Genomic DNA, 26,999 nt, shown 5'->3' on the forward strand with positions numbered 1-26,999 from the left:
GCCACACATTGATTGATCAAACTCACATAACGGGGATATTTACGGCTCACCAATTTTATTTGCTGTCATATAACTTTACACTGGTATTGTTAATTAATGGTTAATCAGGTGTATCTCATGAAGACAATTGCCTCCACCACCCTTCCGGCCCGGGTTCAGCAACCGCGCTACGATCGTCAGCAACTGCGCTCCCGCATCGTCCACTTTGGCTTTGGCGCGTTTCACCGTGCGCACCAGGCATTGTTAACAAATCGGGTGCTGAATGAAAAAGGCGGCGACTGGGGGATTTGTGAGATTAGCCTTTTCAGCGGCGATGTGCTGATGAGCCAGCTGCGCGCGCAGGATCATCTGTTCACCGTGCTGGAAAAAGGGGCTGAAGGAAATGAGGCCATTATCATCGGTGCCGTCCATGAATGCCTGAACGCAAAGCTGGACTCCCTGCCCGCCATTATTGAGAAATTTTGCGAGCCTCAGGTTGCGATTGTCTCGCTCACCATCACGGAAAAAGGCTATTGCATCGATCCCGCGACCGGAAAACTCGATCTGAATAACCCCCGGATCGTCCACGACCTTGAAAACCCCTCCGAGCCACATTCGGCCCCTGGGATCCTGGTCGAAGCCCTCCACCGCCGCCGCGAGCGCGGCTTGCCTGCGTTTACCGTGCTGTCCTGCGACAATATCCCTGACAACGGGCACGTGGTGAAAAACGCGGTGCTGGGCATGGCGCAAAAACGCTCCGCAGGGTTATCTGAATGGATCGATACCCACGTCAGCTTCCCCGGAACGATGGTCGACAGGATTGTTCCCGCCGCGACGGAGGCCTCGCTGGCGGAAATCACCGACGCGCTCGGCGTGGAAGATCCGTGCGCCATCAGCTGCGAGCCGTTCATTCAGTGGGTCGTGGAAGATAATTTTGTCGCCGGGCGTCCCGAGTGGGAAGTGGCGGGTGTCCAGATGGTGCAGGATGTGCTGCCTTGGGAGCAGATGAAATTACGCATGCTCAACGGCAGCCACTCTTTCCTGGCGTATCTGGGGTACCTCGCCGGCTACGCGCATATAAATGAATGCATGGAGGACGCGGCGTTCCGCGAAGCCGCCCGTCGGCTGATGCTGGACGAGCAGGCCCCCACGTTGCGCATCAAGGATGTCGACCTCACGGCATACGCCGATAGTCTGATCGAACGCTTTGCCAACCCGGCCCTCCAGCATCGGACCTGGCAAATCGCGATGGACGGTAGCCAAAAGCTGCCCCAGAGAATGCTGGACGGGATCCGCGTTCATCTTGAGCGAAATACACCGTGGTCGCTGCTGGCCCTGGGCGTGGCCGGCTGGATACGCTACGTCAGCGGTACCGACGAACGCGGAAACGCGATTGACGTTCGCGATCCCCTCAGCGATAAAATCCGCGCCATCGTCAACGCCAGCAGCGACGCCAACCGCGTCCACGCGCTGCTGGGGCTGAGTGAGGTCTTCGGTCACGATCTTGCGCATAATCGCGTTTTTGTGGAGGCTGTCAGCCAGGCCTATGAGCGCATTACCCGCCACGGCGCGCGTCAGGCTGTTATCGAAACGTTAAATCTTTAACGATTATTGCGCTTAATGCGAACGGATGAGGCCTCCGTTCGCCCTTCCCCTTCTCACGGGGCCCGTTTTTCGCCAGGATAGAGAACAGTGTTATAGCATCACAATTCTCATCCGGAGCGCACGTGACCAAAACCAACCTCATCACCGGTTTTCTCGGCAGCGGTAAAACCACCTCAATTCTCCACCTGCTGGCGAATAAAGATCCGGCCGAGAAGTGGGCCGTGCTGGTCAATGAATTTGGCGAGGTGGGCATTGACGGCGCGTTGCTGTCATCCAGCGGCGCGATGATTAAAGAGATCCCCGGCGGATGCATGTGCTGCGTCAATGGCCTGCCGATGCAGGTCGGGCTCAATACCCTGCTGCGTCAGGGCAAACCTGACCGCCTGCTGATTGAACCCACCGGGCTGGGTCACCCGAAGCAGATCCTCGATTTATTGACCGCACCGGTTTACGAGCCGTGGATCGATCTGCGCGCCACCCTGTGCCTGCTCGATCCGCGTCAGCTTCTGGATGACAAGGCGGTGGCCAACGAGAACTTCCGCGATCAGCTCGCCTCGGCGGACGTTATCGTCGCCAACAAGGAAGATCGCGCCACGCCAGAAAGCCAGGCCGCGCTGGAGGCGTGGTGGCAGCATTTTGGCGGCAATCGCACGCTTGTGCAGGCCACCCAGGGGAATATTGATAGCGCCCTGCTTGACCTGCCTCGTCTGAACCTCACCGAGCTGCCCGCCAGCGCGGAGCATGCGCACAGTCACGCGGTTAAGCAGGGGCTGGCAGCCCTGAGTCTGCCGGAGCACCAGCGCTGGCGTCGTAATCTGAACAGCGGTCAGGGATATCAGGCCTGCGGATGGATTTTTGATGCTGAAACCGTTTTTGACACCATTGGGATCCTGGAGTGGGCCCGCCTTGCGCCCGTCGATCGCGTGAAAGGGATCATGCGCACGCCGGACGGACTGGTGCGGATCAACCGCCAGGGCGACGATTTCTTTATTGAAACGCAAAACGTGGCGCCGCCCGACAGCCGAATAGAGTTAATTAGTGCGGTTAACGCCGACTGGAATGCCCTCCAGTCCAGCCTGTTGAGGATTCGTTTAAGTTCGGGCGGCTAACGTTGCCCCAGTTTTCACTCTATGCAGAACGTTATGACAACTCGATTTCCCCTGATATTACTGCTTAATGTCGCCGGTCTGGCGCTTTTCTTCTCCTGGTATATCCCGGTGAATCATGGTTTCTGGTTCCCACTGGATTCTGCCCTCTTCCACTTCTTCAACCAGGAGCTGGTGAAGAGCAAGGCGTTCCTGTGGCTGGTGGCCATCACCAACAACCGCGCCTTTGACGGCTTCTCGCTGCTGGCGATGGGCTGCCTGATGCTCTCTTTCTGGTTGAAAGAGGATAAAGCAGGACGCCGACGTATTCTTATTATCGGTCTGGTGATGCTGCTGTTTGCTGTCATCATTAACCAGCTGGCCACCGCGATTATTCCGGTTAAGCGTTCCAGCCCAACGCTCTTTTTCACCGATATTTATCGCGTCAGTGAGCTGCTGCATATTCCAACAAAAGATGCGTCGAAGGACAGTTTCCCTGGCGATCACGGCATGATGCTGCTTATTTTTTCCGCAATTATGCTTCGCTATTTCGGCAGAAAAGCGTTTGCCATAGCCCTGATTATTTTTGTGGTTTTTGCCTTCCCGCGCGTAATGATTGGCGCTCACTGGTTCACCGATATTGCAGTCGGTTCGCTTTCCGTTGCGCTGATTGCGCTGCCGTGGTGTTTGATGACCCCACTGAGCGACAGGATAATAGCGCTGTTCGATCGCTACCTTCCCGGTAAAGCGCAACAATAATTGAACAAATAACTAACCTAAATTAACTTGAGCTATCAGGGATCGACATGATCCCCGATAGCCTTCCCGCCACGATCTTTTCCCCGTGTCATATTCTTGTCATCACATTCATGATAAAAATGAAGCAATTGCGCGATAAAGCCTCGGATCTGACCGCATTTTAAGCAATTACGGATTTTTACTTTCTGTATCACATTTTCTTATAAAAAAAAGGCTTTTTTTACTCGCAATACCCCTGGCAATCGGTTAATCTCGAACTCGTTTTGCCCCATAGGGATAATTATTTCGATGGTGAATAATTTTGTGCGCTACGCCACAAATGTGACCAGAAAGAATTGTCTCAATGTGAACAGATAATTAGTCTCGTCACGTTTGGCATTTTTATAACGATATTTGTCGTTAAGGACTTCAAGGGATAATAAACAAAATGGTCAAATCTCAACCGTTTCTGAGATATATCTTACGGGGGATCCCGGCGATAGCAGTCGCGGTACTGTTATCTGCATGTAGTACATCGAACACCGCAAAGAATATGCATCCTGAGACGCGTGTTGTGGGAATGGAAGATTCCTCTTCACTGCAAGCCTCTCAGGATGAATTTGAAAATATGGTACGTAATCTGGACGTGAAGTCCCGCATTATGGACCAGTATGCTGACTGGAAAGGCGTGCGCTATCGTCTTGGCGGCAGCACGAAAACAGGTATTGATTGTTCCGGTTTTGTACAGCGTACGTTCCGCGAGCAATTTGGGTTAGATCTTCCGCGTTCGACCTATGAACAGCAGGAGATGGGCAAGTCGATTTCACGTACCAAACTGCGCACCGGTGATTTAGTTCTGTTCCGTGCCGGTTCGACAGGTCGACATGTTGGCATCTACATTGGTAATGACCAGTTTGTACATGCCTCCACCAGCAGCGGTGTGACCATTTCCAGCATGAACGAACCGTACTGGAAGAAGCGTTATAACGAAGCGCGCCGCGTACTGACCCGCAGTTAATATCGCTATTGTATCGTTGGTTATCCCTTGGCTGGCGATATGATGAAAAAAAGCACTGCTTCGGCAGTGTTTTTTTTTGCCCGTTACACTGAATACATCCAGCGGCTTTTCAGGAATCACGACGTCTATGCTTACCCGCTACTTCTCCAGTAATCGCAAGATACTGATCCTCAGTATTATCACTGGTCTCATTACCGCCCTGCTCCTGGGTTCCCTGCAATTTTCCTGGAGTTACCACAAGCGAGAAGTCAAATTCGACACCCTGGTGAATGATGTGAGCGCCTACATGGGGAGCTATTTCGACGATTTAAAAAAAGCGGTCAATGTTCTCCAGCCCCTCACGCTAAATACCTGCCACGACGTCAATCAGGAACTCACCTCACGCGCGGCCTTCAGCATTAACGTTCGCGCCTTCCTGCTGGTCAGGGACAAGATGGCGTTCTGCTCTTCCGCGACAGGCCCGATGAATGTCCCGATGAAGACGCTGATACCTGAGCTGAACATCGATAAACAGATCGATATGGCCCTGCTTCCGGGTACCCCCATGCTGCCTGATGAGCCTGCGATTGCGATCTGGTACCGCAACCCATTAGTAAAGGATGGCGGCGTGTTCACCTCAGTGAATATTAATCTGACGCCTTACCTGCTCTACACGGAGCGCCAGGACGAGTTCGCGGGTATCGCCATCATCATCGGCGATAACGCGCTGTCGACGCGGTCCAGCACCCTGGTTCATGCACACGAACTGCATGACATCCCGGTCCGCACGGCGACACTGAAAGACGTCCCCCTGACCATCAACCTGTATGCGGATGCATGGACAGGCGATGAAATCCTCTATGCGCTGTTTTTCGGGCTGGTATGCGGTATTTGTGCCGGATCGCTTAACTACTACATCCTCAGCATTCGGCTTAACCCGGGTAAAGAAATTTTAAGCGCCATCAAGCGCGGTCAGTTTTATGTGGTCTACCAACCCGTCGTCGATGCCAAATCGCTCAGGATGACCGGGCTTGAGGTCCTGATGCGCTGGAAACACCCGACAATGGGGGAAATTCCGCCGGACGCGTTTATTAATTTTGCCGAAGCGCAGAAGCTGATTGTCCCGCTGACGCTGCATCTCTTTGATCTTATCATTCACGACGCTCCTGTATTACAAACGCTGTTACCTCCGGGCGCCAAGGTGGGCATTAACATTGCGCCGGGGCATCTGCATGCGGAAAGCTTCAAGGACGATATGCGCACCTTCAAAGCGTTACTGCCGCCGGATTATTTCCAGATCGTGCTGGAAATTACCGAGCGCGATATGCTTAACCATCGGGAAGCCAACAGCCTCTTCGAATGGCTGCATAACGAAGGGTTTGAAATCGCCATTGATGATTTTGGAACCGGCCACAGCGCGCTGATTTATCTTGAGCATTTCACCATGGACTACCTCAAAATAGACCGTGGTTTTGTTAATGCGATCGGTACTGAGACCGTGACGTCGCCGGTGCTGGATGCCGTTCTTACGCTGGCAAGACGACTGAATATGTCGACCGTCGCCGAAGGGGTAGAGACGCCGGAACAGGCGGCCTGGCTACGCGAACACGGCGTTAACTTCCTGCAGGGATACTGGATTAGTCGTCCCATGCCGCTGGCGCAGTTCCGCGAATGGCGTCCTGATATTTCGCCCGAGGGCGATTAATTTCACATTGTCCGCGACGTCACTTATTATTCAGCTTAACCGAGCCGGTCTGTAAAAGAGGGAGCTGCCGCGAGATGCTTATGCGCTTTATGTTGCTGATGTTGGCATTCACGAGCCTGTCCAGCCAGGCGCAAGCCATCAAAGAAAATATCGCCTTCGCGGTCATTGGCGAGCCGAAATACGCGGTCAATTTTACGCACTTTGATTACGTCAACCCTGCCGCGCCGAAGGGCGGTAAGGTCACGCTTTCCGCCACGGGAACCTTCGACAACTTCAACCGCTACGCCCTACGCGGCGTGGCGGCCGCGCGGACGGAATCCCTTTACGATACGCTCTTTGTCACCTCCGATGACGAGCCCGGTAGCTATTATCCGCTGATTGCCGAGAACGTGCGCTACGCCGATAACTTCGCCTGGGCGGAAATCTCGCTGAACCCGCGAGCACGTTTTCACGACGGCACACCGGTTAAGGCCAGCGACGTCGCCTTCACCTTTCATAAATTCATGACCGAAGGCGTGCCCCAGTTCCGCATCGTGTATAAAGGCGCATCGGTCAGAGCCATTGCGCCGCTCACCGTGCGCATCGAACTGAGCGAACCCAACAAAGAGAACATGCTGAGCCTGTTCTCGTTGCCGGTGATGCCGGAATCGTTCTGGAAAGATCATAAGCTGAGCGACCCGCTCTCAACGCCACCACTGGCTGGCGGCCCCTACCGCATCACCGACTGGCGCATGGGGCAATATGTCGTCTATTCCCGCGTCAAAGACTACTGGGCGGCCAATCTGCCGGTAAACCGCGGGCGCTGGAACTTCGACACCCTTCGCTATGATTACTACCTCGACGATAACGTGGCGTTTGAGGCGTTCAAAGCCGGGGCCTTCGATTTGCGCGTCGAGAGCAGCGCCAAAAACTGGGCGACCCGCTATATCGGCAAAAATTTTGCTAAAGGCTATATCGTCAAAGACGAGCACAAAAATGCGTCTGCGCAAGACACGCGCTGGCTGGCGTTTAATATTCAACGTCCGGTATTTAGCGATCGCCGGGTGCGGGAAGCCATCTCCCTGGCCTTTGATTTTGAGTGGATGAACAAAGCGCTGTTTTACGGTGCCTACAGCCGCGCCAACAGCTATTTTCAGAATACCGAATACGCCGCGCGCGATTATCCGAAAGCCGACGAACTGGTCCTGCTGGCGCCGCTGAAAGCGGAACTGCCACCGCAGGTTTTCACCACCGTGTTTCAGCCGCCCGCATCGAAGGGTGACGGCTACGACCGCGACAACCTGCTGAAGGCCAGCAAGCTGCTGGATGAGGCGGGCTGGCACCTGAAAAATCAAAAACGTGTGGATGCCAAAACGGGCAAGCCGCTCAGCTTTGAGCTGCTTCTCTCGTCCGGAGGCAACGATCAGTGGGTGCTGCCGTTTAAGCACAACCTTGAGCGGCTGGGCGTGACCATGAACATTCGCCAGGTGGATAACGCGCAGATCACCAGCCGCATGCGCAGCCGTGATTACGACATGATGCAGCGCCTGTGGCCCGCCCAACCGTGGCCCAGCTCGGACCTGCAAATCTCCTGGGCCTCCAGCTACATCGACTCCTCGTACAATGCGCCGGGGGTAAAAAGCCCGGCGATTGATGCGCTGATTGCGAAAATCGTGGCGGCGCAGGGGGATAAAGACAAGCTTCTGCCGCTCGGGCGCGCCCTCGACAGGGTCTTAACCTGGAACTACTACATGCTGCCGATGTGGTATATGGGCGAAGATCGCCTTGCGCGCTGGGATAAGTTCTCCGTGCCAGCCGTGCGCCCTGTCTACTCCCTGGGCTTTGATACCTGGTGGTATGACGTTAACAAAGCCGCCAGACTTCCCGCTGAGCGGCGATAAGGAATCATCATGGGTGCCTATCTTCTCCGCCGTCTGCTGCTGGTCATCCCTACCCTGTGGGCCATCATCACGATTAACTTTTTTATCGTGCAAATCGCCCCCGGTGGGCCGGTCGATCAGGCTATTGCCGCCATTGAATTTGGCAACAGCGGCGGCATGCCCGGCGGCGGCGGTGAAGGGATGGGTGCCAGCCATGCGCGAACCGGCGTAGGGAATATCAGTGAAAGCCACTATCGCGGGGGACGCGGTCTGGATCCGGAAGTGATCGCCGAGATCACCCACCGCTACGGCTTTGACAAACCGATTCACGAGCGCTATTTCAAGATGCTCTGGGATTACATCCGCTTTGATTTTGGCGATAGCCTGTTTCGCAGTGCGTCAGTGCTGACGCTGATCAAGCAAAGCCTGCCGGTTTCGATCACGCTGGGGCTGTGGGGTACGCTTATCATCTATCTGGTCTCTATTCCGCTCGGGATCCGCAAAGCGGTGTACAACGGCAGCCGGTTCGATATCTGGAGCAGCACGTTCATCATTATCGGCTATGCCATCCCGGCGTTTCTGTTTGCTGTCCTGCTGATCGTCTTTTTTGCCGGGGGAAGTTATTTCGACCTCTTCCCGCTGCGAGGGCTCGTCTCCGCCGATTTCAACTCCCTGCCCTGGTACCAGAAAATTACCGACTATCTCTGGCATATTACGCTGCCGGTTCTGGCAACGGTCATTGGCGGGTTTGCGGCCCTCACCATGTTGACCAAAAACGCCTTTCTCGATGAAATTCGTAAACAGTACGTCGTCACGGCCCGCGCCAAAGGCGTGAGCGAGAAGCAGATCATGTGGAAACACGTGTTCCGCAACGCCATGCTGCTGGTGATCGCCGGGTTTCCGGCCACGTTCATCAGTATGTTTTTTACCGGCTCGCTGCTGATAGAGGTGATGTTCTCGCTCAACGGCCTGGGGCTGCTGGGCTATGAGGCCACCGTGTCGCGCGATTATCCGGTAATGTTTGGCACACTCTATATATTTACCCTGATTGGCCTGCTGCTGAATATCATCAGCGATATCAGCTATACGCTGGTCGATCCCCGAATCGATTTTGAGGGCCGATGATGCTGCGTTTAAGCCCCGTCAACCAGGCCCGCTGGGCCCGCTTTCGCCACAACCGCCGCGGCTACTGGTCGCTGTGGATTTTTGCCGTGCTGTTTGTCTTGAGCCTGTTTTCAGAACTGATCGCCAACGACAAACCGCTGCTGGTGCATTTTAACGATCGCTGGTACGTGCCGGTCATCGCCAATTACAGCGAAAGCGACTTTGGCGGCCCGTTTGCGACGCCGGCGGAGTATCAGGATCCGTGGCTTCGCCAGCAGATTGAGCAGCACGGCTGGGCGCTCTGGGCGCCGGTACGTTTTGGCGCAAACAGCATTAACTTCGCCACCACAAGCCCCTTCCCTTCCCCGCCCTCCGCGCAAAACTGGCTGGGAACGGATGCTAACGGCGGCGACGTGCTGGCACGCATCCTGTACGGCACGCGAATCTCGCTTCTCTTTGGACTGATGCTGACGCTCTTCTCCAGCGTGATGGGCGTCGTGGCGGGCGCCGTTCAGGGTTACTACGGCGGGAAGATTGACCTGTGGTGTCAGCGGATTATTGAAGTCTGGTCAGGCATGCCGACGCTGTTTCTGATCATCCTGCTTTCCAGCGTCGTACAGCCCAACTTCTGGTGGCTATTAGGCATCACCGTCCTGTTCGGCTGGATGGCGCTGGTCGGTGTGGTAAGGGCCGAGTTTCTGCGCACCCGTAATTTCGACTATATTCGCGCCGCGCAGGCGCTTGGCGTGAGCGATCGCGGGATCATTTTCCGCCATATGTTGCCCAACGCCGTGGTGGCAACGCTCACCTTCCTGCCGTTTATTCTGTGTAGCTCCATCACCACCCTCACCTCACTGGATTTTCTCGGTTTCGGGTTACCGTTGGGTTCCCCATCGCTTGGCGAACTGCTGCTGCAGGGCAAGAACAACCTGCAGGTGCCGTGGTTAGGCATCGCCGCCTTTCTTTCCGTGGCCGTGCTGCTGTCGCTGCTGATTTTTATTGGCGAAGCCGTGCGCGATGCCTTTGATCCGAACAAGGCGGTATAAGATGACCCAGCCCCTGCTCAGTATTGATAACCTGTCGATTGCCTTTTCCAAACAGGACGAGACGCGCACCGTGGTCAGCGACCTGACGCTGCAGATCCAGCGCGGTGAAACGCTGGCCCTGGTGGGTGAATCGGGTTCAGGCAAGAGCGTTTCGGCGCTCTCCATCCTGCGGCTGCTGCCCTCTCCACCAGTGAGCTACCCGCAAGGGGATATTCTCTTTCACGGCCGTTCGCTGCTGCACGCCGACGAACAGACCCTGCGCGGCATTCGCGGCAACAAAATCGCGATGATCTTCCAGGAGCCGATGGTGTCGCTTAACCCGCTGCACAGCCTGGAAAAACAGCTCTATGAAGTGCTCTCCCTGCACCGTGGGATGCGCAAAGAGGCCGCGCGGGGAGAAATTCTAGATTGTCTTGAACGCACAGGCATACGCAATGCGGCCAAACGACTGAATGATTTTCCGCATCAGCTCTCCGGCGGCGAACGCCAGCGCGTGATGATCGCCATGGCCCTGCTCACGCGCCCCGAACTGCTGATAGCCGACGAGCCCACAACGGCGCTGGACGTGACGGTACAGGCGCAAATACTGACGCTGCTGCGGGAACTGCGTGACGAGTTGAACATGAGCCTGCTGTTTATCACGCACAACCTGAGCATTGTCAGAAAGCTGGCCGACAGCGTCGCGGTGATGCAGAACGGGCGCTGTGTTGAACAGAATACGGCGTCAACGCTGCTGAGCGCACCGCAGCACCCCTATACGCAGCGGTTGCTCGACAGCGAACCCTCCGGCGACCCGGTTCCTCTCGATGCGGACAGCACGCCGCTGCTGCGCGTTGAGGATCTGTCCGTCTCGTTCCCGATCCGCAAAGGTATTCTGCGCCGCATTGTCGATCGCAACCCGGTGCTGAAAAACCTCCGCTTCTCGCTGCGCCCGGGGGAATCCCTGGGGCTGGTGGGCGAATCCGGCTCGGGTAAAAGCACCACCGGTCTGGCGCTGCTGCGCTTAATTGCCTCCCAGGGCGAGATCCTGTTTGACGATATGCCGCTGCACCGCTGGAACCGCCGCCAGATGCTGCCCGTGCGTCCCCGCATGCAGGTGGTGTTTCAGGATCCCAACTCCTCGCTTAACCCACGGCTCAGCGTGTTACAGATTATCGAAGAGGGTCTGCGCGTCCATCAGCCCGGCCTGAGCGCGCAGCAACGCGAGCAGGAGGTCATGCGGGTCATGACCGAAGTGGGTCTAGATCCCGAGACGCGCCACCGCTACCCTGCGGAATTTTCCGGTGGGCAGCGCCAGCGTATCGCTATTGCCCGCGCGCTGATCCTGAAACCGGAGCTGATTATTCTGGATGAACCCACGTCGTCGCTGGATAGGACCGTTCAGGCGCAGATCCTGGCGCTGCTGAAAGGGTTACAGGAAAAGCACCGGCTGGCCTATATCTTTATCAGCCATGATTTACAGGTGGTGCGGGCGCTATGCCATCAGGTGATTGTGTTGCGTCAGGGAGAGGTGGTCGAGCAGGGTGATTGCCAGCGCGTATTTAGCGCGCCAACGCAGCGCTACACGCGCCAGCTGTTGTCGTCAGACTAGCGCTCAGAACGGGTACTGGCCGGAGAAAGGCTCGGCAATGGCAACGCCAAAATTTTTCAGACGGCAGGTGGCAGCAAACTCGTCCTGGCTTTTCACAAACAGGCACGGCTCACCTTCACACTCCAGCACGGAGCTGTCCACTTCGATATCCGTCAGGGCCTGACTGAGACGCTCCATCACCCGCCAGGCATTTTCGTCACTCGGGCTTAACAGCTTGAGCGCCACCAGGCAGTTTTCACAGCCCGCGACGTTTTGCGGAATCGGTTCAACTTTCGAACCAGCAAAACCCGTCGACCAGCGATAGCTCTGGGGCAAGCGATGGACAATAGAAAGTTGTAATGTATTCACGTTCGTTCCCCGGAAGCAAAATTTACTTCACAATTTATTTACATTTATAGTAACACATCATCGTCAGCCTGCACTATTCAGCACTTTTTTATCGGTATTCAGGCTCGCGTCGGCGCTATATGTACCCGTTTCTGCGATCTAACTCAACCTTTTTGAATACAATGATGTGACTTTTTACACAAATAGATTTTACATAAAATAAACAAACACAGCATAAACGAACGGGGTTTGGTTGATATGCATCAACAAAAAAGGCCCTGCCGGGCCTTCTCTGTGTTTTAGTGGACCGCTTTTCGCGGTCGGCTGGCGTAAAGATAGAAGAGTATCGAGCTGGTTGCGCAAAAAGCCATCGCCCACAGCATGGGCCATGCCGTCGTAAAGGTGGCCATCGAAAGCAACGCGCCGACGATAGCGCCAATGCCGAAGCGGAATGTCCCGGCCAGGGAAGATGCGGTTCCTGCCATGTGCGGGAACTCATCCAGAATCACCGCCATCGCATTGGATGACACCATCGACACGCAGCCGACAAAGGCCGCCACGCCGACCACCAGCGCCCAGAAGCCCACGCCCAGAAACGCGCTCACCACCAGCCAGATCGCCATCACAAACTGGATCCACAGCCCGGCGCGGAACATGTTCAGCGCCCCCACCCGTCGGACAAAGCGGCTGTTAATGATGGTCATAATGAACAGGAAGACGATGTTAAGCGCAAAGTAATAGCCGAAGTGCTGCGGCGACACGTGGTTAAGCTCGATGTAGACAAACGGCCCGGCGCTCAGGAAGGAGAACATTCCGGCGAAGCTGAACCCGCTCGCCAGCATATAGCTGAGCACGCGCTTGTGGCGAAACAGCGAGGCAAAGTTACCAATTGTGGTTCGGATGTGAAACTTCTGGCGGCGCTCGACGGGAAGCGTTTCATCAATAAAGAAGAAGATCATTGCGGAGGCCAGCAGCGCGGCCAGGGCCAGGATCCAGAAAATCACATGCCAGCTGAACCACACCAGCACCGCACCACCGGCCATCGGGGCCACCAGCGGCGCAATCGTCGTCACCAGCATGACAAACGACATCATGCGGGAGAACTCTTCTTTCGGGTAGATATCGCGCATCAGTGCGTTAATCACCACGCTTGCCGCTGCCGCCGCCAGACCGTGGAAGAAACGCATGATAATCAGATGATCGATAGTCTGCGCCAGCGCGCAGGCAACCGCTGCGGCCGCAAAGACCAGCGTCCCGCCCAGAATGACCGGCTTGCGTCCAAGGCTGTCGGCCATCGGGCCATAAAACAGCTGGCCGAGGGCAAAGCCAAGAATATAGGTGCTGAGCGTCATCTGCGCGCTGCCCGCCGGAACGCCAAACTGCGCGGAAATCACCGGCAGCGCGGGCAGGTACATATCAATAGACAGCGGCATCAGCATGGCCAGCAGGCCAAGAATGAAGACGATTTTGAACGACGAGTGTGGCCTGGTGGTCACAGAGTTCTCCTGAAATTAGTGCGAAGGCAGACCGACGCTGGCGATCTCTTCTTCCGTTAACGGGCGATATTCGCCAGGCGCCAGGTCGGGATCGAGTTCAATCGCACCAATCCGTTCGCGATGCAGGCCAACAACGTGGTTCCCCACCGCGGCAAACATACGTTTCACCTGATGATAGCGCCCTTCGCTGATGGTCAGGCGGACCTCGGTCGGGGTGATGACTTCGAGCACCGCCGGTTTGGTCAGATCTTTTTCATTATGCAGCTGAACGCCTTTCGCGAAGTGCTCTGCCGTGTCATCCGACACCGGTGACTCCAGCGTCACGAGATAGGTTTTCTCGCAGTGGTGGCGTGGAGAGGTGATGCGGTGCGACCACTGACCGTCGTCGGTCATCAGCACCAGCCCGGTGGTGTCGATATCGAGTCGACCTGCGGCGTGCAGCTTGTGCGCCACCGGCTCGTCGAGGAAATAGAGCACCGTCGGGTGATCCGGATCGTCCGTTGAGCAGACGTAGCCTTCCGGCTTATTGAGCATGAAGTAGCGCGGACCGTGCTGCTGGGTCAGCGGATTGCCGTCATACTCCACCTGATGGTCAGGTTGCAGTTTGAACGCGCTGTCTCTCACAATGTCGCCGTCCACGGTAACGCGGCTGGCGCGAATTTCGCGCCCGGCAATAGCGCGGCTTACGCCGAGTTGCTGAGCGATAAACTTATCAAGTCGCATGAAATCTTTTTAGCCTTAATGGTGCAGGAAGTCGGACAACAGGTCCGAAAAAAGAAGCAGTCTGGAACGGTTCAGTATAATGGTCTGGTTGCGCCACTCAAGGGAAAAAGTTTCGTGGCATACTATCTATACCCTAAATAATTCGAGTTGCATGAAGGCGGCAAAGGAGTGAATCCCCGGGAGCTTACATAAGTAAGTGACCGGGGTGAACGAGTGCAGCCAACGCACAGGCAACTTGAAGTATGACGGGTATATGTGCGGAATAAAGAAACCGAGACCCTATGACTTTTACACTTCGTCCCTATCAGCAGGAAGCCGTTGACGCCACCCTCGCCTGGTTCCGCAAACATCGCGAGCCGGCGGCGATTGTGCTGCCGACCGGTGCAGGCAAAAGCCTGGTCATTGCCGAACTGGCGCGTCTGGCCCGCGGCCGCGTGCTGGTGCTGGCGCACGTTAAAGAGCTCGTCGCGCAAAACCATGCCAAGTATTGTGCGCTTGGACTGGAAGCCGACATTTTCGCCGCCGGGCTAAAGCGTAAAGAGAGCCACGGCAAAGTGGTGTTTGGCAGCGTGCAGTCGGTGGCCCGCAATCTGGATCTGTTTCGCAGCGAATTTTCGCTGCTGATTGTCGACGAATGTCACCGCATCAGCGATGACGACGACAGCCAGTATCAGCAAATCCTGTCCCACCTGAAAGAGGTGAATCCTCACCTGCGCCTGCTGGGCCTGACGGCGACCCCGTTTCGTCTGGGGAAAGGCTGGATCTATCGCTACCATTATCACGGCATGGTGCGCGGCGATGACAAGGCCCTGTTTAGCGACTGCATCTACGAGCTTCCGCTGCGCTACATGATTAAACATGGCTACCTGACGCCGCCTGAACGGCTGGATATGCCGGTGGTGCAGTACGACTTCAGCCGCCTGCAGGCGCAGAGCAACGGGTTATTCAGCGAAGCGGATCTTAACCAGGAGCTGAAAAAGCAAAAGCGCATTACGCCGCATATCATCAGCCAGATTGAGGAGTTCGCCGCGACGCGCAAAGGGGTGATGATCTTTGCCGCCACCGTTGAGCATGCGCGAGAAATCACCGGGTTACTGCCCCCCGGCGACGCGGCGCTCATCACCGGCGAGACGCCCGGCCCGGATCGCGATCGCCTGATTGAGGCCTTTAAAGCCCAGCAGTTCCGCTATCTGGTTAACGTGTCGGTGTTGACCACCGGCTTTGACGCCCCGCACGTCGACCTGATCGCTATTTTGCGTCCGACCGAATCGGTCAGTCTATATCAGCAAATTGTTGGCCGCGGCCTGCGTCTGGCGCCGGGGAAAACCGACTGCCTGATTCTGGATTATGCCGGTAACCCGCACGATCTCTATACGCCTGAGGTCGGCGCGCCAAAAGGGAAAAGCGACAACGTGCCCGTGCAGGTCTTTTGCCCTGCCTGCGGGTTTGCCAACACCTTCTGGGGCAAAACCACCGCCGACGGCACGCTGATCGAACATTTTGGCCGCCGCTGTCAGGGCTGGTTTGAAGATGATGACGGGCATCGCGAGCAGTGCGATTTTCGTTTCCGCTTCAAAAACTGCCCGCAGTGCAACGCCGAAAATGACATAGCCGCTCGCCGCTGTCGGGAGTGCGACACGGTGCTGGTTGACCCGGACGACATGCTGAAAGCGGCGCTAAAGCTGAAAGATGCGCTGGTGCTGCGCTGTTCCGGCATGGCGCTACAGCCCGGCGCCGATGAAAAAGGCGAATGGTTGAAAATCACCTATTACGACGAGGACGGGGCGGACGTCAGCGAGCGCTTCCGGGTCCAGACGCCTGCCCAGCGAACGGCCTTCGAACAGCTGTTTATTCGCCCGCACACCCGCACCCCGGGCGTGCCCCTGCGCTGGATCACCGTGGCCGATATCGTGCGCCAGCAGGTGTTGTTGCGCCATCCGGATTTTGTCGTCGCCCGTAAGAAAGGCCAGTACTGGCAGGTGCGCGAGAAGCTCTTTGACTACGAAGGTCGCTTCCGTCGCGCCAACGAATTGCGCGGTTAGCGGGACTTTTCATTGATGTGAGGGGCATTTGAGTATAAAATGCCGCCCGCCTCACATCCGTGAGGCAGAACACTCACCTGCTGCTGGGTCGCCTGTAGTAGGGTTTTAAATACAGAGAGAAATCAATGTTCACTATCGAAGCAGAAGTACGTAACGTGCAGGGTAAGGGTGCGAGCCGCCGCCTGCGTACCGCTAACAAGTTCCCGGCTATCGTTTACGGTGGCGAAGCTGCTCCAGTTGCAATCGAACTGGATCACGACAAACTGTGGAACCTGCAGACCAAAGCTGAATTCTACAGCGAAGTTCTGACCATCGTTGTTGGCGGTAAAGAAGAAAAAGTGAAAGTTCAGGCTGTTCAGCGTCACGCGTTCAAGCCAAAACTGACTCACATCGACTTCGTTCGCGCGTAATCGCAAACCTGTCGAAAAAAACCCCGCTTCTGCGGGGTTTTTTGTGCCTGCTATTTACCGCCCGAGGTGCGGCGCTGAAGCTGATCGCGCAGATTCGGCGGCGTCCCCTTAATGGTCAGCGTATCGGTGGCCGGATCCCAGAAGATTCGTTCCCCCAGCAGCATCGCATCAAAGTTGATGGTTAACCCGCCGCCGCTGCCGGCAAACTTGGTTAACTGACGCAGCGTGCTGCGATCCGCCGGGAAACTCTCTTCAAGCTCATAGCCCTTCTCTGCGGTAAATTCCTGGAAGCTGACTTCGCTAACGCCCGCCAGCTCTTTTGACAGCGACTCCAGCTCAATCTCTTCCCCAGCCTGCAGCTGTTCGTTGCAGTAGCTGTAAACCTGCTGGCGCACCGTCTGGCGCTCAGATTTATCAAGCTGCGCTTCGGCTGTGAAATCGTCAACCGCCTGGAGCAGCCCTTTGTTCTGCGCTTTGGCGTTAAGCCCTTCACTGGCACCGAGGAAGTCCATGAAGAAATCCGCCACTTTGCGGCCCACGCGTCCCTTCAGGAAAGTCAGGTAGCGGGTCGACTCCGGGTTGGTTTCCCACTCGGTCAAATCAATACGCGCCACGATATCCGCATGGTTGATATCCAGATAATGCGTCGAGCTGATATCCAGCTGCTCGTTCACGCGCATGCTGCTTAAGTTATTCAGCACGGTAACCAGCAGGTACTCGACCGCCAGGTAGCGGTAGTGGCAGAACAGCACGATCCCGCCGTCGGCGAACGGATATTTCGCCAGCTCATCGCGCAGACGCCCGGTTGCCGCACGGCTAAACGCCAGGAAATCCTCTTCACCCTGGCGCTGCAGGCGCAGGCTATCGGCCAGTTCACTCTCTTCGCTGAACAGCCCATAGGCTTTATTTTTGGCGCTGTAGACGCGATGCAGCTCTGCCATCATCTCCACAACGGTCGCCGTGGGTTCCAGTAACGAATCGCGCAGCACCACTTCAAGGGTTTGCTCATCGCGCTTGATAAGCTGGTGCAGGGCAATCTGGTTGATTTCCAGACTCATGATAAACTCTCCTTTTAGACCGGGCGGTATTCAACCACCACCAGGACATGTGTGCAACAACAGATAAAAAAGGGGAAAAAAAGCTGTTGCTACGGTAATATGTTGCCCTTTCATCAACAAACTGATTTTGATTTATGCCACAACATTCCCGCTACAGTGATGAACACGTTGAACAACTGCTCAGTGAGCTGGTCAACGTACTGGAAAAACATAAAACGCCGACCGATCTCTCCCTGATGGTTTTGGGAAATATGGTCACCAACCTGATTAACACCAGCGTTGCTCCGGCTCAGCGTCAGGCGATCGCAAAATCTTTCGCCCAGGCTTTACAGTCGTCCGTCAGCAACGACCCGGCCCATTAAGGGATACGAACAACAGTTTATGGTGACGAATCGTCAGCGCTACCGTGAAAAAGTCTCCCAGATGGTCAGCTGGGGGCACTGGTTTGCCCTGTTCAACATTCTGCTGGCGACGGTCATTGGCTGTCGTTATCTGTTTGTCGCAGACTGGCCAACAACGCTCACCGGGCGTATCTACTCCTGGATAAGCGTTGTCGGTCACTTTAGCTTTTTGGTTTTCGCCACCTATCTGCTGATCCTGTTCCCCCTGACGTTTATCGTCATGTCGCAGCGTCTGATGCGATTCTTGTCCGCCATCCTTGCGACGGTGGGGATGACGCTGCTGCTTATCGACAGTGAAGTGTTCACCCGCTTCCACCTGCATCTCAACCCCATCGTCTGGGAGCTGGTGATTAACCCCGACCAGAACGAAACGGCCCGCGACTGGCAGCTGATGTTTATCAGCGTCCCGGTGATCCTGTTGATTGAGATGCTGTTTGCCACCTGGAGCTGGCAAAAACTGCGTAGCCTGACCCGGCGACGCCATTACGCGAAGCCCGTCGCCGCGCTCTTCTTCGTCTCCTTTATCAGTTCGCACATCATGTATATCTGGGCGGATGCGAACTTCTATCGTCCTATTACTATGCAGCGCGCGAACCTGCCGCTCTCGTACCCGATGACGGCCCGTCGCTTCCTCGAGAAACATGGCCTGCTTGATGCGCAGGAGTACCAGCGCCGCCTTATCGAGCAGGGTAACCCGGAAGCCGTCAGCGTTCAGTATCCGCTGAGCGACCTGCGCTATCGCGATATGGGCCGCGGGCAAAACGTCCTGCTCATCACCGTCGACGGCCTGAACTATTCCCGTTATGAGAAGCAGATGCCTGCCCTGGCCGATTTCGCGAGTCAAAACGTCACGTTTACTCAGCACATGAGCTCCGGTAACACAACCGACGCGGGCATCTTTGGCCTCTTCTATGGCATTTCAGCCGGATACATGGACGGCGTACTCTCTACCCGCACGCCTGCGGCGCTGATCACCGGGCTGAATCAGCAGGGCTATCAGTTAGGGTTGTTCTCATCCGATGGCTTTAACAGCCCGCTCTACCGCCAGGCGCTGCTGTCTGATTTCTCACTGCCGGCGGCACAGAATCAGTCCGATGCGCAGACCGCCAGCCAATGGATAAACTGGCTGCAGCGCTATGCCCAGGAAGATAACCGCTGGTTCTCATGGGTTGCCTTTAACGGTACAACGCTTGCTAACAGCAACAAGAGTGATTTCGCGCGCCGCTACGGCCGCGCGGCGGGTGATGTTGATGCGCAGATTGCCCGCGTGCTTGACGCGCTACGTGAGTCCGGCAAGCTGGACAACACCGTGGTGATCGTGACGGCAGGCCATGGCGTCCCGTTAGGTGACGAGACGAAGAGCATGAGCTGGTCACGCCCTAACCTGCAGGTTCCGCTGGTCATCCACTGGCCGGGCACCCCGGCGCAGCGCATCACTATGCTTACCGAGCATAAAGATGTGATGACCACCCTGATGCAACGCCTGCTGCACGTCAGCACGCCAGCAAACGAGTATTCGCAGGGCCAGGATCTCTTCAGCGCCGCGCGCCGCCATAACTGGGTTACGGCAGCAGGGAATAATACGCTGGTGGTGACCACGCCGAAGCTGACGCTGGTGCTGAACAGCAACGGGAATTATCAGACGTATAACCTGCAGGGTGAACGGCTGAAAGACCAGAAACCGCAGCTGAGCCTGCTGCTGCAGGTCCTGACGGATGAGAAGCGTTTTGTCGCTAACTGATTAATAATAAACCAGTTAGCGACGGATTTCCTTGCATTCAAAACGGAATCGAGTAGTATTCTTTCTATGCGTCGGCACGTAGCGCAGCCTGGTAGCGCACCGTCATGGGGTGTCGGGGGTCGGAGGTTCAAATCCTCTCGTGCCGACCAAAAACACATTGAAAACCAGCCTCTTATGGCTGGTTTTTTATTTCGCCTCGTCCGGCGTTTTGCGCAGGTATACAAGCGTTACCAGACAAATCACCGCCCCGGCATAAAACGTATATTCCGCCCCAAACGTTTCCCAGATGGCTCCTGCCCCCAGGCTGGCGACTAACAATCCCACGCCGCTGACCAGACTAAAAATGCCGTAGGCGGTACCGCGCAGGTCCGCAGGCGCCGTTTTTGCGATCATTGCCGCCAGCAGCCCCTGCGTCATCCCCATATGCACTCCCCAAAGCGCAACGCCCAGAAGCATTCCAGCCCAGTGGGTGCTCAGCGCCAGCACAATATCTGCTCCAATCAGCATCACCAGACCCCACTGCAGTAGCCGGGTGTGGCTCATCCGGTCCGATAACTTGCCAAACGGATAGGCAGAGAGGAAATAGAGCAGATTCATGGCCACCATCACCAGCGGGATCAGCGCCAGCGGCACCCCCGACTGCTGTGCGCGCAGGACAAGAAAGGCTTCACTGAAGCGTGCGAGCGTGAAGATGGCCCCCAGACCAATCACCCACCAACAGCCTTTCCCGAGACGCCTGAGGTTCTCTTTTTTGATGGGGTTCGTGCGTTTATGTTCGACGGGCGTTTTCGGCTCATGCAGGCCGAAGAAAAGCAGCGCCACGGCGAGCACGCCGGGGATCACCGCGATCCAGAAAATCGTGCGGAAATCATCGTTCCACAGCAGCATCAATCCTACGGCCAGCAGCGGCCCGAGAAATGCGCCGATGGTGTCCATCGACTGACGCAGCCCAAAGGCCGCGCCGCGAAGTTCCGGCGGCGTAACGTCAGCAACCAGCGCATCGCGCGGCGCTCCCCGTATCCCCTTCCCGACCCGGTCGATTAAGCGCGCCCCAAGGATCATGCCGGAAGAAGAGGCGATAGCGAACAACGGTTTACTCAACGCGCCAAGACCGTAGCCCAGAACCGCCAGTCCTTTACGCTTGCCCAGATAGTCACTGATGGCGCCGGAAAACACCTTGATAAACAGCGCAGTGGCCTCAGCCAGGCCTTCAATCAAACCAATGAAAATCACGCTGGCGCCCAGCGTCGTGACCATAAACAATGGCAGCAGGCTGTGAATGATCTCCGAAGAGATATCCATCAACATACTTACTCCACCGACCACCCAGACACCTTTTGGGATCTGGCGGAGCGTGGCAAACCGGGATTGCATTAAGCCTCTCCTGCTTTCTGTAAACAAAGGTGCTCTCAACAGAATATCCTGGAAAGGCGAATAAAAATTATCAGGCATAAAAAAAGCCACCCCGCAGGATGGCTCAGTTATCGCAAATCGGTGCTTAGTGCTTCTCACGTCCGCCCAGGAAAAAAATACCCAGCGGTATAGCCAGCAGAACGGTGAATACCAGACTGTAGACAAAGATCATCGCCGACTGCAGGACGTACATGCTGGTTGTCCAGGCAGAGAGAGGAATGTTGTACTGTTCGATGACGCCAACAATCGTGGCACGCCCCACGCACGCGGCAGCAATCATAAACACGACCAGCAGCGCCAGGAGAAACTTGCGGCCTTCAGGCGTTTTCAGTTTTGCACGAACCATCTCTCTTCCCTTTTACAGATGAATAACATTATATAGCGTCTAAAATAACACAAACGCCTGCCAGACTCCACGCCAGTATAAACACCTGCATAAATAACAAATATCTGGTTTATTACGCTGTATATATTGAAAATGTAAGTAAATAACACCAATCATTCACGGCCGCTATGTTAACCTGTGCAAAATCGTTTTGACATAAAGGAATGACAATGAAAAACGCACCTAAATTTGCTATCGCACTCATCGCTGCCGCGTGTGTCAGCACCAGCGCTTTCGCCAGCGAAACACCTAAAGCGCAGCCGCTGGAAAAAGTCGCCCCGTATCCGAAAGCGGATAAAGGGATGACGCGTCAGGTGATTCAGCTTCCGGTTCAGCAGGATGAAGCGAACTACAAAGTGGAGCTGTTAATTGGCAAGACGCTGGAAGTGGATTGCAACCAGCATCGTCTGGGTGGTCAGCTGGAAAGCAAAACGCTGGAAGGCTGGGGTTACGACTACTACGTCTTTGATAAAGTGACCTCGCCGGTCTCCACCATGATGGCCTGCCCGGATGGCAAGAAAGAGAAGAAATTTGTGACAGCGTATCTGGGCGACAACAGCCTGCTGCGCTACAACAGCAAGTTGCCGATCGTGGTCTATACGCCTGAAAACGTGGAAGTGAAGTATCGCGTGTGGAAAGCTGAAGAGAAGATTGAGCAGGCTGTCGTACGTTAAAATTAAGTCGGGTGGCGGCTTCGCCTTACCCGACCTACAAAACAACACCGAACATAGGCCGGGTAGGCGTCAGCGCCACCCGGCTTTTTTACCTTACAGCGCGATATCCGCAACTGGTTTGTTTTCCGGCTGAGGCTTCAGCTCCGCTTTTGGCGCAGCATCCGCAGCCTGCGGTTTGATGTACTGCAGCTGCAGTACGCGGCTGGTGTATTCCAGCTCCTGCTCCGTCGCGCTCACGTTACCGTTCAGCTTCGTGCCGTAGGATGGAATAATGGTCTTCAGCTTCGCCTGCCATTCCGGACTGGCGACTTTATCTTTAAACACTTTTTCCATCAGGTGCAGCATGATTGGCGCAGCGGTAGATGCACCCGGTGACGCACCCAGCAGCGCGGCGATGGTGCCGTCCTTATCGCTCACCACTTCGGTGCCCAGACGCAGCACGCCACCCTCTTTCGGATCGCGCTTGATGATTTGCACGCGCTGACCCGCCTGCCACAGACGCCAGTCTTCTTTCTTGGCCTCAGGATAGTACTCTTTCAGCGCTTCGAAACGGTCGTCGTCAGAGAGCATTACCTGGCTAATCAGGTATTTCACCAGATCGAAGTTATCCAGCCCCACGTCCATCATCGGCTTGACGTTAGAGGTGGTGGTTGCGCTCAGCAGATCCCACAGGGAGCCGTTTTTCAGGAACTTCGTGGAGAAGGTCGCGAACGGGCCAAACAGCACCACGCGTTTGCCGTCAAGCATACGGGTATCGATGTGCGGAACAGACATTGGCGGTGCGCCCACGGAAGCCTGACCGTACACTTTTGCCAGATGACGATTCACCACTTCCGGGTTATCGGACACCAGGAACTGGCCGCCGACCGGGAAGCCCGCGTAGTCATCCGCTTCCGGAATACCGGACTCCTGCAGCAGTTTCAGCGCGGCACCGCCCGCACCGATAAAGACAAACTTCGCCTTGATGACGTGCTCGGCTTCGTTGTTTTTCAGATCGGCAACGGTCACGCTCCAGCTGTTATCCGCGTTGCGCTTGAAACCGCGCACTTCGGTGCTGAGCTGCAGGTTGAAGTTCTCTTTTTTCTTCAGAGACGTCACCAGCTGACGGGTAATTTCACCGTAGTTGACGTCGGTACCAATTTCGGTACGGGTCGCCGCCACTTTCTGGTTCGGGTCACGACCTTCCATGACCAGCGGAGCCCACTCTTTAATCTGCGCGTGGTCTTCAGAGTATTTCATCCCGCGGAACAGCGTGCTCTGCTGCAGCGCGGCGTAGCGCGCGCGCAGGAAGTTGACGTTCTGCTCGCCCCACACAAAGCTCATGTGCGGTACGGTGTTGATGAAAGAGTGCGGGTCGTGCAATACGCCGCTGTTGACCTGGTGAGACCAGAACTGGCGAGATACCTGGAACGCCTCGTTGATCTCTACCGCCTTCTCGATACTAATGGAACCGTCCTTTTTCTGCGGCGTATAGTTCAGTTCCATGAGTGCCGAATGGCCGGTACCGGCGTTGTTCCAGCCGTTCGAACTCTCCTGCGCCACGCCATCAAGGCGCTCGACCATGGTCATTGACCAGTCCGGCTGCAGTTCTTGCAGATAGGTTCCCAGCGTGGCGCTCATGATACCGCCACCGATTAAAAGGACGTCCGTTTCCTGCTCTTTTGGTGCGTCAGCTTTCGCCGCCATAGAGACGGTGTTAAGCCCCACGGCCAGAGAAAAGAGCATGGCAGTCATTTTTTTCATAATTTATGCCTTAGTGTAAAAGTGCTTGATGCGTGGAAATTGCAGGTGAAACAAGCTGCGGGGGCACGGTAACAACTTTTAAATATTGTTTAAAGGTTACGAAATTATTGTAATTGTGAAATTTAATGATGGATTGTTTGTGAGGAATTATCGAAGCGTCTGGTAAAGCGCGGTTTAACTGGCTAGTATGTTGCGTTTTGTGATCGCGCGCACGGAAGCCTGCCCTAACCAGCGAAACGTTATGTCCCTACCCCATTCTGCTGTCTCTCCCGAAAACCGTGTCGCCAGCGTGCTGCGTTCCCCTAAGCAGCTGACGCGTGAAACGCTGGCTGGCGTGATTACCGCCCTGGCGCTGATCCCCGAGGTCATCTCATTTTCGGTGGTGGCGGGCGTTGACCCGAAGGTCAGCCTGATCGCTTCCGTGGTGCTGTGTCTTGCCCTGTCTGTACTGGGCGGTCGCCCGGCGATGGTCACGGCCGCGGCCGGTTCCGTGGCGCTGGTTATTGGACCCATGGTGCATCAGCACGGCGTACAGTACATTCTTCCCGCCGTGCTCATGGCTGGCGTAATTCAGATTCTGTTTGGCGTGCTGGGCATGGCAAGGCTGATGCGCTTTATTCCCCAGTCGGTCATGACCGGGTTTGTTAACGCCCTCGGGATATTGATTTTCTTTGCGCAGGTTCCGCATTTCTGGAGCCGAAGCCCGCTGATTGTGGGCCTGTTCGTGCTGACGGTACTGATCGTGCTGTGGGTGCCGCGCTATTTCAAAAGCATCCCTTCCCCACTGATTGCGATTGTGCTGTTAACCTTGTTTACCGTTTCAACCGGGCAAAGCCTGCCGACCGTAGGCGATGAAGGCGCCATGAGCGGCGGCTTGCCGGGTCTTAGCGAACTTCTGGTCCCACTCAATCTACAGACGCTGAGCATAATCTGGCCGTGCGCGTTGAGCATCGCGTTTGTCGGCCTGCTGGAATCCCTGCTGACCGCAAAGCTGGTGGATGAGCTGACCGCGACGCCGTCAAGTAAACGCCGCGAAAGCATTGGATTAGGCGTCGGCAATATCCTGGCCGGATTTTACGGTGGGATTGCGGGCTGCGCGATGATCGGACAAACCATCGTTAACGTGGAGATGGGGAAAGGCCGAAGCCGCATTTCAACCTTCGCTGCGGGCATCGTGCTGCTGATCCTGGTGACGGCGCTTAGCGACGTGATGGCCAACATCCCGATGGCGGTGCTGGCGGGCATTATGGCCATCGTCGCCGTTAAAACCTTCAGCTGGCACAGCCTTCAGCCGGCCGCGCTGAAAACGGCCCCGATTGCAGAAACGGTCGTCATGCTGGTCACCGTTGCCGCCACGGTATCAACCGGCAATCTGGCGATTGGCGTGCTGGGCGGGATTATCGTCATGGGGCTGCTTCCCGCCCGCATTAAGCGTCGGCTTAAAGCAGAAAAATCGTCGCCAGCCCAAGAAAAATAAAGAAACCGCCGGTATCGGTGATGGCGGTGATCATCACGCTCGACCCCACCGCGGGGTCGCGACCCAGTTTGGTCATGGTCAGCGGGATAATAACGCCCATCATCGATGCCACCAGAAGATTCAACACCATCGCCAACATCATCACCCCACCCAGCGCCATATCGTCATACAACCACCAGGTGATACCCCCCATAATGCTGCCCCAGACCAGGCCGTTGATCAGCGCCACACCCATCTCTCTGAAGATCAGAAAGGCGAAGTTGCCGGGTTGAATATTCTCCAGCGCCAGCGCGCGAACGATCATCGTGATAGTCTGATTGCCAGTATTTCCGCCTATTCCGGCCACAATCGGCATCAGCGAGGCCAGCGCCACCAGCTGCGAAATGGTGTGTTCGAAACCGTCAATCACGCGGGAGGCGATAAACGCGGTACACAGGTTAATGGCCAGCCACGCCCAGCGCGTTTTCACCGCCTTGCCGACGGAAGCATGGACGTCATCTTCCGCGCTGATCCCCCCCAGCGCACGCAGATCGTTATCGGTTTCTTCATAAACGACGTCAACGATCTCGTCGATGGTCAGACGCCCCATCAGTTTGCCGACGGAGTCCACGACGGCGGCACTCACGAGGTCGTCACGTTCGAAGGTACGCGCCGCTTTCTCCGCATCGTCCTCCGGGGAGAAGACCATCGGCTCGTTTTCCATCACCTCGCTCACCTTCCGCTGGGTGCTGTTGAGCAGGATGGTTTTCAGCTCCAGCTCGCCGAGCAGGGTTTTATCCCGGGAGGTGACAAACAGCTTATCGGTGTTATCCGGCATTTTGCCCAGGCGACGCAGATAGCGCTGCACGGTGCCGAGCGTCACGTCCGGGCGCACTGTGATAACGCCGAACTCCATAATCGCGCCGACGCTGTTTTTCTCGTAATGCATCACCTGGCGCACGCGCGCGCGTTCATCGGCAGGCAGTGACGCCAGCAGGCGGCCGGTCAGGTTTCGCGGCAGGTGTTGAACCAGGTAAATCTGTTCGTCGATATCCAGGGTTTGCAGAGCGTCGAGAATATCCCGGTCGCTCATCTCGTCGATCAGGTCGTCCCAGACGTTTTCGGAGGCCTCAAGCAGCACCTGCCCGCGCTCGTGATCCTGCACCAGCCGCCACAGGGCGTGACGCTCTTCCGAGGGAAGTGCTTCAAGGGTGTCCGCCAGATCCGGCGGGGGTAAGTGAGCAACCAGCGCACCTACCTCAGCAATATCGTCGGCTAACGTGCCGACATCATATTGCTCAGCCAGGGTCAGTTTGCCTAATAGCGTAGACGTGACCGCTTTATCGGTCGTAAGAAGCCAGATCAGTCGCGCACGTTCCTGGTCACGCTGTCTGGCGCTGTTTTTCTTTAATACCGACATC

Annotated in this window: 23 protein-coding genes and 1 tRNA gene; 16 read left to right on the top strand and 8 right to left on the bottom strand. The window is 56.0% G+C overall.

All coding sequences use genetic code 11. The features are described 5' to 3' along the window. Window positions 1–117 precede the first annotated feature (117 nt). The 9 genes from C6A40_RS07435 to yejF all read left to right on the top strand — a co-directional run bounded on the left by C6A40_RS07435 (window position 118) and on the right by yejF (window position 11,709). Window positions 118–1,584 carry a mannitol dehydrogenase family protein gene (locus tag C6A40_RS07435; RefSeq protein ID WP_045334355.1) on the top strand — a complete coding sequence of 489 codons (1,467 nt, stop codon included), beginning with the start codon at window positions 118–120 and terminating at the stop codon, window positions 1,582–1,584. Window positions 1,585–1,706: 122 nt separating this feature from the next. After that, window positions 1,707–2,693: a CobW family GTP-binding protein gene (locus tag C6A40_RS07440; RefSeq protein ID WP_045334352.1), complete on the top strand. Its 987-nt coding sequence runs from the start codon at window positions 1,707–1,709 to the stop codon at window positions 2,691–2,693. A gap of 33 nt (window positions 2,694–2,726) precedes the next feature. Beyond that, entirely contained in the window at window positions 2,727–3,428 is a 702-nt protein-coding gene (locus C6A40_RS07445) for a phosphatase PAP2 family protein (RefSeq protein WP_165473151.1), read from the top strand. A 427-nt stretch (window positions 3,429–3,855) separates the two neighbouring features. Beyond that, a complete protein-coding gene (gene mepS / locus C6A40_RS07450; protein ID WP_008500946.1) occupies window positions 3,856–4,425 on the top strand; it encodes a bifunctional murein DD-endopeptidase/murein LD-carboxypeptidase in 570 nt (189 codons plus the stop codon). Window positions 4,426–4,552: 127 nt separating this feature from the next. Next, window positions 4,553–6,109, top strand: a complete 1,557-nt coding sequence (locus C6A40_RS07455; RefSeq protein WP_045334347.1) for a cyclic di-GMP phosphodiesterase — start codon at window positions 4,553–4,555, stop codon at window positions 6,107–6,109. Window positions 6,110–6,183: 74 nt separating this feature from the next. Next, the gene (locus C6A40_RS07460; protein ID WP_045334345.1) at window positions 6,184–7,989 is read left to right on the top strand and encodes an extracellular solute-binding protein; all 1,806 of its coding nucleotides are present in this window, start codon (window positions 6,184–6,186) and stop codon (window positions 7,987–7,989) included. 9 nt (window positions 7,990–7,998) lie between these two features. Then, the gene (locus C6A40_RS07465) at window positions 7,999–9,093 is read left to right on the top strand and encodes a microcin C ABC transporter permease YejB (protein WP_045334343.1); all 1,095 of its coding nucleotides are present in this window, start codon (window positions 7,999–8,001) and stop codon (window positions 9,091–9,093) included. Next, on the top strand, window positions 9,093–10,118 hold the full coding sequence (locus C6A40_RS07470; protein WP_114191253.1) for an ABC transporter permease: 1,026 nt from the start codon (window positions 9,093–9,095) through the stop codon (window positions 10,116–10,118). Before C6A40_RS07465 ends, C6A40_RS07470 begins: the two co-directional genes overlap by 1 nt. Before the next feature lies 1 nt (window position 10,119). Continuing rightward, a complete protein-coding gene (gene yejF, locus C6A40_RS07475) occupies window positions 10,120–11,709 on the top strand; it encodes a microcin C ABC transporter ATP-binding protein YejF (RefSeq protein ID WP_045334339.1) in 1,590 nt (529 codons plus the stop codon). Between the two features lie 3 nt (window positions 11,710–11,712). On the opposite strand, the gene C6A40_RS07480 is transcribed toward yejF, so the two are convergent. The 3 genes from C6A40_RS07480 to rsuA form a co-directional block, all read right to left on the bottom strand. Next, on the bottom strand, window positions 11,713–12,057 hold the full coding sequence (locus C6A40_RS07480) for a YejG family protein (protein WP_045334337.1): 345 nt from the start codon (window positions 12,055–12,057) through the stop codon (window positions 11,713–11,715). Window positions 12,058–12,335: 278 nt separating this feature from the next. Next, entirely contained in the window at window positions 12,336–13,532 is a 1,197-nt protein-coding gene (locus tag C6A40_RS07490) for a Bcr/CflA family multidrug efflux MFS transporter (protein ID WP_045334334.1), read from the bottom strand. A 15-nt stretch (window positions 13,533–13,547) separates the two neighbouring features. Beyond that, window positions 13,548–14,255 (bottom strand): 16S rRNA pseudouridine(516) synthase RsuA, encoded by a 708-nt coding sequence (gene rsuA, locus C6A40_RS07495; RefSeq protein ID WP_021241522.1) that lies wholly within the window; start codon window positions 14,253–14,255, stop codon window positions 13,548–13,550. 281 nt (window positions 14,256–14,536) lie between these two features. Here rsuA and C6A40_RS07500 point away from each other — a divergent pair, with 281 nt between their 5' ends. Next, window positions 14,537–16,297, top strand: a complete 1,761-nt coding sequence (locus C6A40_RS07500; protein WP_045334330.1) for a DEAD/DEAH box helicase — start codon at window positions 14,537–14,539, stop codon at window positions 16,295–16,297. A 125-nt stretch (window positions 16,298–16,422) separates the two neighbouring features. Then, the gene (gene rplY / locus C6A40_RS07505) at window positions 16,423–16,707 is read left to right on the top strand and encodes a 50S ribosomal protein L25 (RefSeq protein ID WP_008500956.1); all 285 of its coding nucleotides are present in this window, start codon (window positions 16,423–16,425) and stop codon (window positions 16,705–16,707) included. 50 nt (window positions 16,708–16,757) lie between these two features. Here rplY and yejK read toward each other — a convergent pair whose 3' ends face one another. Then, complete coding sequence (gene yejK, locus C6A40_RS07510) at window positions 16,758–17,765, bottom strand: nucleoid-associated protein YejK (protein ID WP_008500957.1); 1,008 nt, start codon at window positions 17,763–17,765, stop codon at window positions 16,758–16,760. A 134-nt stretch (window positions 17,766–17,899) separates the two neighbouring features. Here yejK and C6A40_RS07515 point away from each other — a divergent pair, with 134 nt between their 5' ends. The 3 genes from C6A40_RS07515 to C6A40_RS07525 all read left to right on the top strand — a co-directional run bounded on the left by C6A40_RS07515 (window position 17,900) and on the right by C6A40_RS07525 (window position 20,056). Further along, window positions 17,900–18,127, top strand: a complete 228-nt coding sequence (locus C6A40_RS07515) for a YejL family protein (RefSeq protein ID WP_008500958.1) — start codon at window positions 17,900–17,902, stop codon at window positions 18,125–18,127. Between the two features lie 19 nt (window positions 18,128–18,146). Continuing rightward, complete coding sequence (gene yejM, locus C6A40_RS07520; RefSeq protein ID WP_039024005.1) at window positions 18,147–19,907, top strand: LPS biosynthesis-modulating metalloenzyme YejM; 1,761 nt, start codon at window positions 18,147–18,149, stop codon at window positions 19,905–19,907. Window positions 19,908–19,979: 72 nt separating this feature from the next. After that, a tRNA-Pro gene (locus C6A40_RS07525) sits at window positions 19,980–20,056 on the top strand. A gap of 37 nt (window positions 20,057–20,093) precedes the next feature. On the opposite strand, the gene C6A40_RS07530 is transcribed toward C6A40_RS07525, so the two are convergent. Beyond that, entirely contained in the window at window positions 20,094–21,281 is a 1,188-nt protein-coding gene (locus tag C6A40_RS07530) for an MFS transporter (protein ID WP_023294093.1), read from the bottom strand. A gap of 124 nt (window positions 21,282–21,405) precedes the next feature. After that, the gene (locus tag C6A40_RS07535; RefSeq protein WP_008500962.1) at window positions 21,406–21,666 is read right to left on the bottom strand and encodes a DUF2534 family protein; all 261 of its coding nucleotides are present in this window, start codon (window positions 21,664–21,666) and stop codon (window positions 21,406–21,408) included. A 209-nt stretch (window positions 21,667–21,875) separates the two neighbouring features. Here C6A40_RS07535 and eco point away from each other — a divergent pair, with 209 nt between their 5' ends. Beyond that, on the top strand, window positions 21,876–22,379 hold the full coding sequence (gene eco / locus C6A40_RS07540; protein ID WP_032652775.1) for a serine protease inhibitor ecotin: 504 nt from the start codon (window positions 21,876–21,878) through the stop codon (window positions 22,377–22,379). Window positions 22,380–22,472: 93 nt separating this feature from the next. Here eco and mqo read toward each other — a convergent pair whose 3' ends face one another. Beyond that, window positions 22,473–24,122, bottom strand: coding sequence for a malate dehydrogenase (quinone) (gene mqo, locus C6A40_RS07545; protein WP_023325740.1), 1,650 nt, complete (start codon window positions 24,120–24,122; stop codon window positions 22,473–22,475). Between the two features lie 187 nt (window positions 24,123–24,309). Between mqo and C6A40_RS07550 the strand changes: the two genes are divergently transcribed. Then, window positions 24,310–25,599 (top strand): SulP family inorganic anion transporter, encoded by a 1,290-nt coding sequence (locus C6A40_RS07550; RefSeq protein WP_045334326.1) that lies wholly within the window; start codon window positions 24,310–24,312, stop codon window positions 25,597–25,599. Here C6A40_RS07550 and mgtE read toward each other — a convergent pair. Beyond that, window positions 25,562–26,998 (bottom strand): magnesium transporter, encoded by a 1,437-nt coding sequence (mgtE, locus tag C6A40_RS07555; protein ID WP_045334325.1) that lies wholly within the window; start codon window positions 26,996–26,998, stop codon window positions 25,562–25,564. The genes C6A40_RS07550 and mgtE overlap by 38 nt on opposite strands. Window position 26,999: the final 1 nt, after the last annotated feature.

Origin of the sequence: Enterobacter sp. GER_MD16_1505_Eko_090, assembly GCF_003331015.1 — a bacterium.
GTDB classification, from domain to species: Bacteria; Pseudomonadota; Gammaproteobacteria; order Enterobacterales; family Enterobacteriaceae; genus Enterobacter; species Enterobacter roggenkampii.